12 protein-coding genes are annotated in these 13,247 nt (G+C 59.9%); 6 read left to right on the top strand and 6 right to left on the bottom strand.

Going from position 1 to position 13,247, the window contains the following annotated elements:
* Together AC1DWM_RS09470 and AC1DWM_RS09465 are read left to right on the top strand one after the other, a co-directional pair.
* On the top strand, positions 1 to 654 hold the full coding sequence (locus AC1DWM_RS09470; protein WP_223512251.1) for a COG3650 family protein: 654 nt from the start codon (positions 1 to 3) through the stop codon (positions 652 to 654).
* Positions 655 to 749: 95 nt separating this feature from the next.
* Entirely contained in the window at positions 750 to 2,363 is a 1,614-nt protein-coding gene (locus AC1DWM_RS09465) for an NAD(P)/FAD-dependent oxidoreductase (protein ID WP_223512253.1), read from the top strand.
* A 116-nt stretch (positions 2,364 to 2,479) separates the two neighbouring features.
* Here the strand turns inward: AC1DWM_RS09465 and AC1DWM_RS09460 are convergent, their stop codons facing one another.
* The gene (locus AC1DWM_RS09460; RefSeq protein ID WP_452629042.1) at positions 2,480 to 3,577 is read right to left on the bottom strand and encodes a PLP-dependent cysteine synthase family protein; all 1,098 of its coding nucleotides are present in this window, start codon (positions 3,575 to 3,577) and stop codon (positions 2,480 to 2,482) included.
* Between the two features lie 236 nt (positions 3,578 to 3,813).
* Between AC1DWM_RS09460 and nhaA the strand changes: the two genes are divergently transcribed.
* The 3 genes from nhaA (at position 3,814) to AC1DWM_RS09445 (ending at position 6,558) form a co-directional block, all read left to right on the top strand.
* On the top strand, positions 3,814 to 5,001 hold the full coding sequence (gene nhaA / locus AC1DWM_RS09455; RefSeq protein WP_223512255.1) for a Na+/H+ antiporter NhaA: 1,188 nt from the start codon (positions 3,814 to 3,816) through the stop codon (positions 4,999 to 5,001).
* A gap of 120 nt (positions 5,002 to 5,121) precedes the next feature.
* Positions 5,122 to 6,294, top strand: coding sequence for an S-type pyocin domain-containing protein (locus AC1DWM_RS09450; RefSeq protein WP_477795078.1), 1,173 nt, complete (start codon positions 5,122 to 5,124; stop codon positions 6,292 to 6,294).
* 15 nt (positions 6,295 to 6,309) lie between these two features.
* The gene (locus AC1DWM_RS09445; protein ID WP_477795077.1) at positions 6,310 to 6,558 is read left to right on the top strand and encodes a pyocin S6 family toxin immunity protein; all 249 of its coding nucleotides are present in this window, start codon (positions 6,310 to 6,312) and stop codon (positions 6,556 to 6,558) included.
* Positions 6,559 to 6,645: 87 nt separating this feature from the next.
* Here the strand turns inward: AC1DWM_RS09445 and AC1DWM_RS09440 are convergent, their stop codons facing one another.
* Complete coding sequence (locus AC1DWM_RS09440; RefSeq protein WP_223512259.1) at positions 6,646 to 7,110, bottom strand: outer membrane lipoprotein; 465 nt, start codon at positions 7,108 to 7,110, stop codon at positions 6,646 to 6,648.
* A 165-nt stretch (positions 7,111 to 7,275) separates the two neighbouring features.
* Between AC1DWM_RS09440 and AC1DWM_RS09435 the strand changes: the two genes are divergently transcribed.
* Positions 7,276 to 7,512 (top strand): hypothetical protein, encoded by a 237-nt coding sequence (locus AC1DWM_RS09435; RefSeq protein WP_223512261.1) that lies wholly within the window; start codon positions 7,276 to 7,278, stop codon positions 7,510 to 7,512.
* A gap of 5 nt (positions 7,513 to 7,517) precedes the next feature.
* On the opposite strand, the gene pdxH is transcribed toward AC1DWM_RS09435, so the two are convergent.
* From pdxH to AC1DWM_RS09415, 4 genes are all read right to left on the bottom strand, one after another.
* The gene (gene pdxH, locus AC1DWM_RS09430; RefSeq protein ID WP_223512263.1) at positions 7,518 to 8,165 is read right to left on the bottom strand and encodes a pyridoxamine 5'-phosphate oxidase; all 648 of its coding nucleotides are present in this window, start codon (positions 8,163 to 8,165) and stop codon (positions 7,518 to 7,520) included.
* Positions 8,166 to 8,189: 24 nt separating this feature from the next.
* Positions 8,190 to 9,182 (bottom strand): OmpA family protein, encoded by a 993-nt coding sequence (locus AC1DWM_RS09425; protein ID WP_223512265.1) that lies wholly within the window; start codon positions 9,180 to 9,182, stop codon positions 8,190 to 8,192.
* A 113-nt stretch (positions 9,183 to 9,295) separates the two neighbouring features.
* Positions 9,296 to 10,441, bottom strand: coding sequence for a serine hydrolase domain-containing protein (locus AC1DWM_RS09420; protein WP_223512365.1), 1,146 nt, complete (start codon positions 10,439 to 10,441; stop codon positions 9,296 to 9,298).
* Between the two features lie 252 nt (positions 10,442 to 10,693).
* Complete coding sequence (locus tag AC1DWM_RS09415; protein WP_477795076.1) at positions 10,694 to 13,204, bottom strand: beta-galactosidase; 2,511 nt, start codon at positions 13,202 to 13,204, stop codon at positions 10,694 to 10,696.
* Positions 13,205 to 13,247: the final 43 nt, after the last annotated feature.

Raw genomic sequence — 13,247 nt, 5'->3', positions numbered from 1 at the left:
ATGCGTGTTGCCCGTTCCTTAGTCGTTGTTACCTTGCTGCCGCTTTTTGCCGCCTGTCAGTTGTTCGATGGCCAGCGTGAAAACGCCTCCCACGTGGGCCAGACCCGCATGCAAGGCCAGTTGACGGCGGTGGACGGCAAATTGCAGTTCCAGCCGTGCAATGAAACACGCAGCTTTGTGGTCAACGACACCGGCAACACCAGCGTGCTGCAACAGGCCGCGTCACTGGCCGATACCAAGGGCAAGTTGTTCGCCGACGTGCGCGGGCGCATCGTCGACAGCCGTCTCGATCTTGAGCAGCTGTACCGCGTCGAGCGCTCGGGCACGGCATGCGACGATCCCAATTTCAAACTGCAGACTCTGCGCGCGGCCGGTCACTCGCCTGAGTGGAACGTCAAGGTCACCGGCAAAGGCATGGTGATTGATCGCGCCGGTCAACCGCCTCTGGCCCTGCCTTACGTGGAAGAGCAACTGGGCGATGGCCGTTTCAACCTCGGCACCGAAGCCAATAACCAGCACATCGAACTGTGGGTCACGCCGCAACGTTGCGTCGACAGCACCACCGGCAGCGTCCAGCACATGAGCGCCGAACTGCGCATCAATGGCCAGGTACAACGCGGTTGCGGGTATTTCGGCGGTTCGCGTGACGACTGATCGTTTAAGCCTCACGGGAATCCTCTTTTGGGGCTTATAATCGCCGGTTTCAAACGCCTTGGCGCAGTTGTGCGCCCCGCGAACCGGGTCCTGCCATGTTACGAATCACTGAACTCAAGTTGCCGATCGACCATCCCGAAGAAGACCTGCGCCCTGCCATCGTGCAGCGCCTGGGCATCGCCAGCGATGACCTGCTCGATTTCACCTTGTTCAAGCGCAGCTACGATGCGCGCAAAAAGTCCTCCGAACTGTGCTTCATCTACACCATCGACCTCACCGCCAAGGACGAGGTCGCGTTGCTGCACACATTCGCCGATGACCGTAACGTCAACGTGGCGCCGGATGTCAGCTACAAAGTGGTCGGCCACGCGCCGGCCGACCTGCAGCAACGTCCTGTAGTTGTAGGTTTCGGGCCGTGCGGGATTTTCGCCGGATTGCTGCTCGCGCAAATGGGCTTCAAGCCCATCATCCTCGAGCGCGGCACCGAAGTGCGCCAGCGCACCAAGGACACCTGGGGCCTGTGGCGCAAAAGCGTGCTCAACCCCGAATCCAACGTGCAGTTCGGGGAAGGCGGCGCGGGGACATTCTCCGACGGCAAGCTCTACAGCCAGATCAAGGACCCGAAATTCATCGGCCGCAAAGTCCTGCACGAGTTCGTCAAAGCCGGTGCCCCGGATGAAATCCTCTATGTCAGCAAGCCCCACATCGGTACGTTCCGTCTGACCGGTGTGGTGGAAAACATGCGTGAACAGATTCGCGCCTTGGGTGGCGAAGTACGCTTCCAGCAACGCGTCACCGATGTGCTGATCGAGGACGGCCAACTGGTTGGCGTAGAACTCAATGGCGGCGAGCAGATCCATTCTAAACATGTGATTCTGGCCCTCGGCCACAGCGCCCGGGACACCTTCCGCATGCTCCACGGTCGTGGCGTTTTCATGGAAGCCAAGCCGTTTTCCGTGGGTTTCCGCATTGAACACCCGCAGTCGCTGATCGACCGCGCGCGGTTGGGCAAGTACGCCGGCCACCCGAAACTCGGGGCTGCCGACTACAAACTGGTGCACCACGCCAAGAACGGTCGTTCGGTCTACAGCTTCTGCATGTGCCCGGGTGGCACCGTGGTCGCGGCGACGTCAGAGCCGAACCGCGTGGTCACCAACGGCATGAGCCAGTACTCGCGTAACGAGCGCAACGCCAACTCCGGGATCGTCGTCGGCATCACCCCGGAAGTCGATTACCCGGGCGGCCCGCTGGCCGGTATCGAATTGCAGGAACGCCTGGAATCCCATGCCTTTGTGCTGGGCGGCAGCAACTACGAAGCACCGGCGCAACTGGTCGGCGACTTCATTGCCGGCAAGCCGTCGACTGAACTGGGCAGCGTTGAACCGTCCTACAAACCAGGCGTTGCATTGGGTGATCTGGCGTTGGCCTTGCCGGCGTTCGCCATCGAAGCGATTCGTGAAGCGTTGCCAGCGTTCGAGAAGCAGATTCGCGGTTACTCGCTGCATGACGCCGTGTTGACCGGGATCGAGACACGCACCTCGTCACCGCTGCGCATTACCCGTAACGAGTCGATGCAAAGCCTGAACGTGAAAGGCTTGTTCCCGGCGGGTGAAGGCGCGGGTTATGCGGGCGGGATTTTGTCGGCGGGTGTGGATGGTATTCGGATTGCCGAAGCCGTGGCCCGCGACATCCTGGGCCTGGAAGCCTGACCGAGATCCTGTAGGAGCGAGGCTTGCCCGCGAAGAAATTGACGCTGTCTTTCTGAAAGACCGCATTATCGTTCTTCGCGGGCAAGCCTCGCTCCTACGGGGGGCGAAGTTTGGTATTAGATATTAGCGCGCAGCACGCTGGCCGGAAGCGCCTCACCGCGCTCGACACTCGCCGCCACGGCATCCATCAGACCACTCAACTCATACCCCTGGTCCTTGAGCCAATCCTGATCGTAATAGGTGGCGGCATAACGTTCGCCGCCATCACACAGAATCGCCACGATCGACCCCGACTCCCCCGCCGCCGCCATCTGCTGAGCCGCCATCAAGGCGCCGATCAGGTTGGTCCCGCTCGATCCGCCAACCCGTCGTCCCAGGCGCTGTGCCAAGTAGTGCATGGCCGCCAGAGACAACGCGTCCGGCACTTTGACCATGGCATCAATCACCTTGGGCAGGAACGACGCTTCCACCCGTGGCCGACCGATGCCTTCAATCCTCGATCCATAGTCCAGGCGCAGGCTGGCATCGCCGGTCTGGTAGTAATCGAAAAACACCGAACGTTCGGCATCGGCGCACAGCACACGGGTGCGATGCTGGCGATAACGCACGTAACGGCCCAGCGTCGCGGTGGTGCCGCCAGTGCCGGGGCTGGAGATCAACCAGCTCGGCTCCGGGTGCTGCTCGAAACGCATTTGATGGAAGATCGATTCGGCGATGTTGTTGTTCGCCCGCCAGTCCGTGGCGCGTTCGGCGTAGGTGAACTGGTCGATGAAATGACCATCATGCTCGCGCGTCAGCCGTTCGGACTCGGCGTAGATCTGGGTCGGGTCATCGACCAGATGGCTCTTGCCGCCATAGAACGCAATTTGCGCGATCTTCTCTTTGGAGGTGGTTGCCGGCATCACCGCAATAAACGGCAAACCCAGCAAGCTGGCGAAGTACGCCTCGGAAATCGCCGTCGAACCGCTGGACGCCTCGATCACTGGAGCACCGGGTTTCAACCATCCATTACACAAGGCGTAGAGGAACAAGGAGCGCGCCAGGCGGTGCTTCAGGCTGCCGGTGGGGTGACTGGATTCATCCTTGAAATACAACTCGATGCCCGGAAAACCCGGCAGCGGCAAGGGGATCAGGTGGGTATCGGCGCTACGCTGGAAGTCCGCTTCGATGATCCGGATGGCTTCGCGGGCCCACTGTCGGTTGTCGCTCATGATGGTTTTCTCGTTGAGTCGGCCTTAATTGCAAGGCTCAGGTATCAAGCTTAGGAAAAAACCTACAGCACGCACAGGTACAGCTGACGCTCAATACGGCCGGCAACTGCTAGGCTCAAACCCGGCCCCGTCCTTCACGTTGTTACGGTATATAACAAAAAAGAATATAACTTTTGTTTTAACAACTAACGGTACGGGTTAGGGTGTGCCACCTTTTGAATTATCGATGGAGAGCGACCTTGCCTCTGCGTAGCACTTTCACGCGTTTCTTTCAGTTGGAAGCTGCCAGCGGTCTGTTATTGATCGCCGCTGCAGCCCTGGCTTTAATCATCAACAACTCTTCCCTGTCGTGGCTCTATAGCGGGCTGCTGGACACCCCTGTCGTCGCTCAGATYGGCGCGCTGAAAATCGCCAAGCCGTTGCTGCTGTGGATCAACGACGGCCTGATGGCGATGTTCTTCCTGCTGATCGGCCTGGAAGTGAAGCGCGAAGTCCTCGACGGCCAATTGTCGAAACCCTCGCAAATCGTCCTGCCCGGCGCCGCGGCGATTGGCGGCATGGTCGTGCCGGCGCTGGTCTACTGGTTTTTGAACCGAGACGACCCGGCAGCCCTGGGTGGCTGGGCCATCCCGATGGCCACCGACATTGCCTTTGCCCTCGGCGTACTCGCCTTGCTGGGCAAACGGGTGCCGGTGTCGCTGAAGCTGTTTCTGATGACTTTGGCGATCATTGACGACCTGGGCGCGATCATCGTCATCGCCGTTTTCTATTCCGGGACGTTGTCGACGCTGTCGCTGGCACTGGCGGCCGCCTGCATCATCGCGCTGATTGCCATGAACCGGCTCGGCGTGGTGAAGCTCGGGCCGTACATGATCATTGGCTTGATCCTCTGGGTGTGTGTGCTCAAGAGCGGCGTCCACGCGACCCTCGCCGGTGTGACGTTGGCCTTCTGCATACCGCTGCGCACCAAAAACGCCGAGACCTCGCCACTGCTGACCCTTGAACACGCCCTGCACCCGTGGGTGGCTTACGGCATCCTGCCGCTGTTCGCCTTCGCCAACGCTGGTCTGTCCCTGAGCGGTGTCACCGTTGAAAGCTTCACCCATCACGTACCGATGGGCATTGCGACTGGCCTGTTGCTGGGTAAAACCGTTGGTGTGTTCGGCCTGACCTGGCTGGCCGTGAAAATCGGCATCGCCGCCCTGCCCCAAGGCGCCAACTGGGGCCATGTGCTGGGTGTATCGATCCTCTGCGGGATTGGCTTCACCATGAGCCTGTTTGTCGGCTCCCTGGCTTTCGAGCCAGGTGTCAGCGACTACGCCGGAATGGACCGGATGGGGATCTTGACCGGTTCGATTATCGCGGCGCTGCTCGGTTACGCAGTGACGGCAATGGCCAGTCGCAAAGGCGCCGTGCTGAAATCCTGAGCGATAGAGAAGTCTCTTAGCAGCATTCAGGATTCGTCCTACAGCCACGATTAACCTCGTTCGTGAACGTCGCATAGCTCCTCTTCGGGAGCTGTCGACGGACGAACGCAAGGAAGATCAGTGGCTGGCAACAAGGACGTTCCTCGGGTTAAAAACCCACCCTCCGGTGACGGTCATCACGTCACCCACCGCTTCATGACCGCTACCGAACTGGCCGAGCGCGAGGCGCGACAAAGCGCTTACGACGCCATGCTCGCCCGGCAGCAGGCTTTTGAAGATCGTCTTCAGGTCTCGGCGAAAAAGGCCGAAATCGCTCGCGCGGGATGCGTCTTCGCCAAGTCCTGCAAACTTCCCGACGCCATCATTGATTACTCGAATCCTTCAGGCGTCGTTCCGACTGACAGTCTCAAGCACTATGGCGAAATCGCCTGGCTCGGTGCTCGCAAAGCAGATGACGCCGGGCTGCTGAATCTTGAAACCATAAGTGGCAGTACCGTCTCGCTCGGTATTGGCCGGCTTGCGCTTAGTGCCCCGACGCTCGCTGCTCCGGCCTTGTCGCTTGGCGCTGCGGGAGCTGCTGCGCTGGCCGGTGTCGTCGCCTTGTTCTGGACGCCGAGTCTCGCCGACAGCGCGCTCTATACCGAAGACCAATTGCGCGCCCTCAAGCAGGCCAGAACGCGCGTTCGTTTGCAGGTCGAGCAACAGGCGGATGGCAGTCTCAAGGGCTACGGCTTTTACACCGGCAAGAATCGCGATTGGGAAATGGTGGATGTCGTGCAGTTCACACTGCGCGGCAGTCAGCAGGTGGCGGATCTGGGAGAGGGTGTTGAACTGATCTGGACACCGGCTGTGGATGGCTCGGACATCCTCGGCATTCCAGCACTGGAGGCGGCACCGCAAGCGCCGCATATCTGGGTGTATCCGCCGATGCCGGCGGCGGACAGCATTATCGTGAACCCGGTGTATCCGCCTGAGTACAAGGATTTCATTCTTGTGTTTCCGGCGGACTCTGGGGTGAAGCCTTTATACGTGGTAGTGGCGAGGCCTATCAGTGGTGACCACAGTTATCATCCTCCGCCAAAGATTCTACCGGCATTCCCTGATGCGATCCCTGTTCAGACAAAAGGAAATCGAAAACGCTGGGAAAGTAAGAAGCGCATTTATGAGTGGGATTACCAACATGGAGCTGTCGAAGTGTACAACTGGGCGGGCGATCATTTAGGGGAATTTGATGCAAAAACTGGCGAACAGACCGGAAATGCAAAACCAGAAAGACGGACATCTACAAAGTAATGATGAGGGAAAAGAATGATATTTATCTCAATCACCGGATTTTACCCGGAGCCGAATCCCGATAATTCATTGCAATATGAAAAGGATGTGCCACAAGCCTTGGAGACGGCAGTGTTAAAAGTCATGGGCTGGTCAACCTTGTGGGATGTACCTATGGGTGAGCACACACTCTCTCCGAACCAAGCCAGTGTGATTATGGACTTGGTCGGCGACCCCATCAGAGAAGATCTGATGTACTACATGGGACTCTGTAGCAACGACTAAGATATTGAATCTGACATAGCTGACGACACCAGACACAAAAAACCCCGACCAGTCACCTGATCAGGGTTTTCCTTTACCCATTCCCGCTTAGTGCGAAACGCGGCTAGTCCCATCAACAGTAGCAATCCGCACCCGCTCGCCAACGCGGAATACTTCATTCTCCTGAACCTGCTGAACATAGGCGCGCATGCTGCCGTCGTCTTCGCGAACGGTGATTTCTACGCCTTGGGTGCGGGTCAGGCCTTCTTCGGCCGCAGAGCCCACCAGGCCGCCGGCGACTGCGCCGATGACAGCCGCGACAATGCTGCCTTTGCCGCCACCAATGGAACTACCGCCTACACCACCCACGACTGCGCCAGCGGCGCTGCCGATTGGGGTTTTGGTGCCTTCGATTTTCACCGGGCGCAGCGCTTCGATGGTGCCCATGCGAATCGTTTGTACACGACGCGCTTCATCACGGGAGTAGGAGTCACCGGTCAGGCTCGATTGGCAGCCAGTGAGCAACATCGCCATCGTGGAAAAGGAAGCAACCAACAAAACAGACTTACGCATAGCATCAACTCCAAAGGACAGGTGTTCATTAAACCCCGCAGCTTGACGTGTGTCACGGCATCGCCCGGATAAAAGTGGTTTGATTCAGGACCGGTACAGGCGTCCCGAAAACTCACCAACCGGTTAGCGGCAATTTCCGCAATCCACGCCGCCCCAAGGATTTTCATGGACTACTTCATCATTGTCGTCACGACTGTCGCGGGTCTGTACTTCCACGGGTGGCTGTACCTGCGGATAAAACGCTGGATGGATCGCGACCTGGCGTTGGCCCTGGCTGGGGAAGACGAGCAGAAAAAAGCGTTCATGCTCCAGCAACTGGCAAACGCTCAAGCACAGAAAATCAAGCGTCGGGACCTGCAGCAGTGGCTTGACGCCGCTGCTGCACGGTATCCCGAACGGTAGACTGCCTAAGGTGCCAGACGTTCAAGAATCCAGTCGGCGCCCTGTAAGCGGTAGTTGAGGCGATCATGCAGGCGGCTCGCGCGACCTTGCCAGAATTCGATGCGCTCCGGCAGCAAGCGGTAACCGCCCCAGTGATCTGGGCAGTGTGGCGCAGTGTCGCTGAAACGTTGTTCGGTGTTCTTGAGCAGAGCTTCCAGTTCCGCACGATCCGCAATCACCTGGCTCTGCGGTGAAGCCCAGGCACCAAGTCGGCTGCCCAACGGACGAACCTGGAAATAGGCGTCGGACTCTTCAGGCGTGACCTTCACCACCCGACCTTCGATGCGCACTTGGCGCTCCAGGGCCGGCCAGAAAAAGGTCATGGCTGCGAACGGATTCGCCGCCAGATGCTGTCCCTTGGCACTTTCGTAATTGGTGAAGAACGTAAAGCCCTGCGCGTCCAAACCTTTGAGCAACAGAATGCGGCAATGTGGCCGACCATCCTGATCGACCGTCGCCAAGGTCATGGCGTTAGCCTCCACCGGCGCTTGCTCGGTTTTCACCGCATCGGCAAACCACTGGTGGAACAGCCCGAACGGCTCAGCCGGGGCTTGAGCCTCGGTCAGGCCATCACGGGTGTAGTCACGACGCATATCAGCCAGGCGCTGGGTCATGGCGCATTCCTTTTGGTTAACGAATCACTTTTTGGTGGCGTCAGCGGCGACGTCGGCTTTCTTGGTGTCGGCAGCCGCTTTGGCCGGAGTCGTTTTCTTCGCCGGCGTTGCGGTTTTAGCCGGCGCTTTCTTGGCGGTGGCTTTGCTGGCCGGGGCCTTTTTCGTGGCAGGTACAGCCGCTTTCTTCGCGGCAGGCGCCGGGGTGACCGGTTTGGCCGGGGTGGCCACTGGCTTGATGTCCTTGGCAGCGACCGTGGACACTGGCGCCGGGGCCGGCATGTTGTACTTGGCTAGCAGCGCCACCATGGTGTTTTGCGGAGTCACCAGCAATTCCACGCGACGGTTCAAGGCACGACCTTCGACACTGTCGTTAGCCGCACGCGGGGCGTCACCGCCCATGCCGCGGAGCATCAGGCGATCACGCTGCAAACCGCTGAGGCGGAAAATCGCGGCCACTGCTTGAGCACGTTCCTGGCTCAGTTTCACGTTGGCCGGTGCGGCGCCCGACGTATCACTGTGGCCCAGGACCAGAACGGCCGTTTTCGGGTCGACTTCGAGGATTTTCGCAACACGGGTGAACGGGCCGAGGGTGACCGGCAGCAGCATGGCCGGACGATCCGGGTTGAACGAGCCTTCTACCGGCGCGATGACCACCAATACGTTTTCACGGCGCTCAAGTTTCAGGTTGCTGTCCTTGATCGCTTCGCGCAGGCGCGGCTCGTACTCATCGAGCCAGGCCTGGGTGACTTTTGGGTCTGGCATCGGCACGGCTTTGGCGGCGCTCTTCTCGCTGCCGCCGAACGGCCAATACCAAGGGCTGGTGCTTTCGGTTTTTGCAACCGGGGCAGTAGCAGCAGGCTTCAGTGGGACCGGGGCCGGGGTGGGTTCTTTAGCGGCGACTTTGTCGGAGGAGCCGAACGGCCACCAGCTGCCGCCATCGGAATCACTTTGTGGGGTCTGTGCGCAACCGGTGATTGCGAAGCACAGGGCCAGGGCGAGAGTTGGTTTGGATGACATTGGATATCCACAAAGTTGAAGTAATGAAAAGTCAGACCAGATCGGCCCGCACAAACTGACGCTTTGAAACAGAAAAGGCTGCCGGGTTCCGTTCTGGAACCCGGCAGCCGGTTTTACAGACAAGTGGCCAGTACTCGCGCAAGGTTTTGCGCGCGTGGATCCATCAAGACGTACGGCCCCAGGGTATTTGTCACAAAACCGAAGGCCACATCGCGTTCCGGGTCAGCAAAACCGATGGAGCCGCCAGCGCCCGGATGACCGAACGCACGTGGGCCGAGGCCGTAAGTGGCGTTAGGTACGTCCGGTTGATCGAGCATGCAACCCAGACCGAATCGGGTCCGGGTCAATAAAGTCTTGTCGTCGCCGAGACTGTGTTCGCGGGTCAGCTCATCGAGCATTTCGCTTTCCAGCAGGCTGCCATCGAGCAGGCCGGCGTAGAAACCTGCCAGGCTGCGCGCATTGCCATGGCCGTTGGCGGCAGGTTGCTGCATGCGCCGCCACTCGGGTTTGTTGGTGCTGGTCATGATCGACGGCGGATTGGTAAAGGCGCGAGTGGTCATTGCAGTTGGCTCGCGCATGGTCACTTGCAACAAGCGCTGGGCGGCGGCATCGCCGACGTTACCCTTGCCACGAGCGATGTGCGCCACGCGATGGAACTCTTCATCGGCCAGGCCGACGTGAAAATCCAGCCCCAATGGCTTCGCAATCCGCGCCACGATGGACTCGCCCGGCCCACGACCGTCGGCGCGGCGCAGCAACTCGCCCACCAGCCAGCCGTATGTGATCGCGGCATAGCCGTGGCCTTGACCCGGCGTCCACCACGGTGCTTCGGCCGCCAGGGCATCGACCATGGTTTGCCAATCGTAAAGCGCTTCCGGCGCCAGCAATTCGCGCAACGCCGGCAAGCCTGCCTGATGGCAGAGCAACTGACGCAGGGTCACGGATTCTTTGCCAGCCGCGGCAAATTCGGGCCAGTAGCGGGCAACCGGTGCGTCCAGTTGCAACTTGCCTTCAGCGACCAATTGCAGGGCCGTAACGGCGGTGAACGTCTTGGTGCAGGAGAACAGGTTGGCGATGGTGTCGCTGTGCCAGGCTTCGCTGCCGTCCTTGTCGCAGGTGCCGGACCAGAGGTCGAGGACGGTTTCGCCACCGATCTGGATGCACAAGGCTGCGCCACGTTCCTGAGGATCGTCGAACAGCGCCGCGAAAGCTTCGCGCACCGCTTCGAACTTAAGCTCGTAATGACCCTGAATCTGCACCCGCATTGCTCCCGGATAATCGCTATACAAAGTGGCCCGCATTGTTCCAGCCCTTGAGGGTTTTGGGAACAGGGCTGGGCCGGGCGGTCGGTTGACCATGGATTGGATCAGAAGTGTTTGGCGACTTGGCGGACGTCATCGCGAGCAGGTCGAATCGTCGCACCGTCGCTCCCACACTGGATCTCAGTCACACCAAAGCCCCCCCTGTGGGAGCGAGCCTGCTCGCGATGAACGATGACTCGGTTTCAGTTCTTAATGACCATTACCCGAATGCCCACCCGCATGCCCGACGCCCTTCCCCGGGCCTTTGCCGGCCTCGGCCTTTCTGCCACCTTCGGCATCGTGGCTGGCTTTGTCGGCCTCGGCCGCCGCTTTCTCGGCTGCTTTGCCCAACTGGTCGACAGTCGCCAGGTTGCTCTTGCGCACAGACTCGACAAACCCCTGGAACGGCAGATCGGTGATGCCCACCAGACCAAAGTGACCATTCTCACCATCCAGCAAACGCCCGGTCACGGGTTGGTCCAGGTACTGGAACCAGTGCACACCGACAATCGAAGGTTCGCTCAGCGCTTGTTTAAGGAAGTTCGCGTAGGCCGGCCCACGGTCTTCTTCCTTCGCCAGTTGTGTCACACCGCCCCAGAACGGGCCGCGATCCGTCGAGCCGAAGTTGAATTCGGTGATCAGCACCGGTTTGTCGAGGCTGCGTAACTTGGCGAAGTCGTAACCGTCCTGCGGTTTCAGGGTGTACATGTTAAAGCTCAACACGTCGCAATACTGGGCGCAGGAGTCCACGGCTTCCGGGGTGCTGATGGCGAAGCGGCCGCCCAGCAACAGCTGGTTCGGCGCATGCCACTTGAGCGAATCGGAGATGGTTTTGAAATAGGTGTCGGCGAAGACCTTCTGGAAGTATTTGAAGTCGGCCTCGATTTCCGGGTGTTCAGCGCTGGGCAGCGGCGGCACGAAGCCCGGGTCTTCCATCAATTCCCACGCCGGCAAGTCAATGCCCCACGCTTTGGACAGCCCCGCCTGATTGCGATATTTGTCCCGCAGTTGCTTGAGAAACGCACGTTTGGCCGGCACGTCGGTGGTCATTTTCAAGGTGCCGTAAGCCAAGGCGTAACGGGCTTTCGGGTCATCACCGGGACCGGCCCAGGCCAATTCGTTGTCGGCGTAGTAGCCGATCAGCCACGGATCGTCGCGGTGGTCGCGGGCGGCAATGGCCACGGCACGTTCGGTGGCCATGGCGAAACGCGGATCGAACGGGTCGGGCATGCCGCCCCACCAGTCGGTGCCGGTGCTGATGCTCGCGTAATCGCCGACGATCGACAGCGGCAAGGTGTAGGGCACTCGATCAGCATTGCCTAGCGCCGCAGCGCTCCAATTGCCAATGGTGTTGAACCCCCAGGCTTGCAGGCGATCCAGGGTGTGGCCGGTCCAGCGTTGTTCATCCACCACCGCTTTGCAGGGTTCGGCCGGTTTGTTCTCCGCCGCTTTCGCCTCAGTCGCGTCGACGGCGCCAGTCTTGGCGGCTTCGGCAACACCGGCTTCGGCGGTCGACGGGATCACAGCTGGCTCGGCGGCCTTCTCGACCGTCGCTTCGACCGCGTCAGCCTTGGCCGCTGCGGCGACGCCAGCCTTGGTGTCGCTTCCCAATGCACAGGGTTCGCCATACAGACGTTGCAAGTTGGCGCCGTAAAAGTCGTACCAGCGACCGGCGTCGTAGCTACGGCCCTGATCGGCACCATTGCCCCCGCGGTTGCTACCTTCACCAAAATGATTGGTCAGCGCTTCGTCGGGTTTCGGCAGGGACTCGAACATCCACTCGCGACCGGCGACGTAAGTCTGGTTAACGTCCGGGGTCACAGTGTTGACCCCAAGCGAATAGAACGGATGCCCTTGCGGGGTCACCAGATACCAGCGACCGTCGCGCTTTTCGGTGCGGAAGAAACCGCTGGCCTTGAACGTCGGGCCTTTGGTCCAGCCACCGAAGGTGTCCAGGGATGATTTTTCGCGCTCGGTCAGCCAGGTTTTCAGTTGTTGCTGTTCCTTGGCTGCGGCGTTTTTGAGTTGTTCATCGCTGCTGACCTTTTCCGGCCATTTGGCCCGGGTCGACTGACCGTAAGCATCCACCAATCCACCATAAACAGCCTGGATCACGGCCTCGCCGTCCTGTACGCCAAAACGTTCCAGCAAAATGTTCTGGGCGACTTTCGGTTGATCCATCGACAAGGTCACCGACACCACCTGACCACGATCCAGTTGCCCGGCGCTGCTGGCCAGCAAAATGCGCTGCCCGTCGACCGTCATCGGCATGGGGGGCCCGGCTTTCATGCCTTGGCTCAAGGGTGAGCTTGCCACCAGCGGCACCAGCAAGGTTTGCGCAGGGCCGGCCGGTAAATCGACACGACTGAACAGTGTCTTGCCGTCATTGCTCTGGATTTTTACGTAAAGGGTCACGGCCCAGTCCATCGCACTCTGAATCCGCAGGCTCATGACGCCCGACTGCGACCAGTCCCAGGCACCGCTTTGCGGCGTCAGTCGCAAACTCGGCTGGGCCACCGGGTTGAAAGTGACACGACGCAAGACTTCGCCTTCGGCTGTTTGCTCCGCATTGGATTGCGGCAGGCTGGCATCCTGAGTCGTCACCTGGACCACATCGGCAGGGCGTACAAAGTTGAACAGCGTCTGTTGGCCGGCGGGGGCCGCCAGCAAAGGGGCTGCGAACATCAGGGCAAATACAGCGGGCAACGAACGGCGAATCATAGGAACGTGGATCTCCCTAACGACCTTCAATGGTCAGTGGAAA

Source organism: Pseudomonas sp. P4_C8 (genome assembly GCF_056401975.1).
This window is presented reverse-complemented; position numbering and strand designations above follow the sequence as displayed.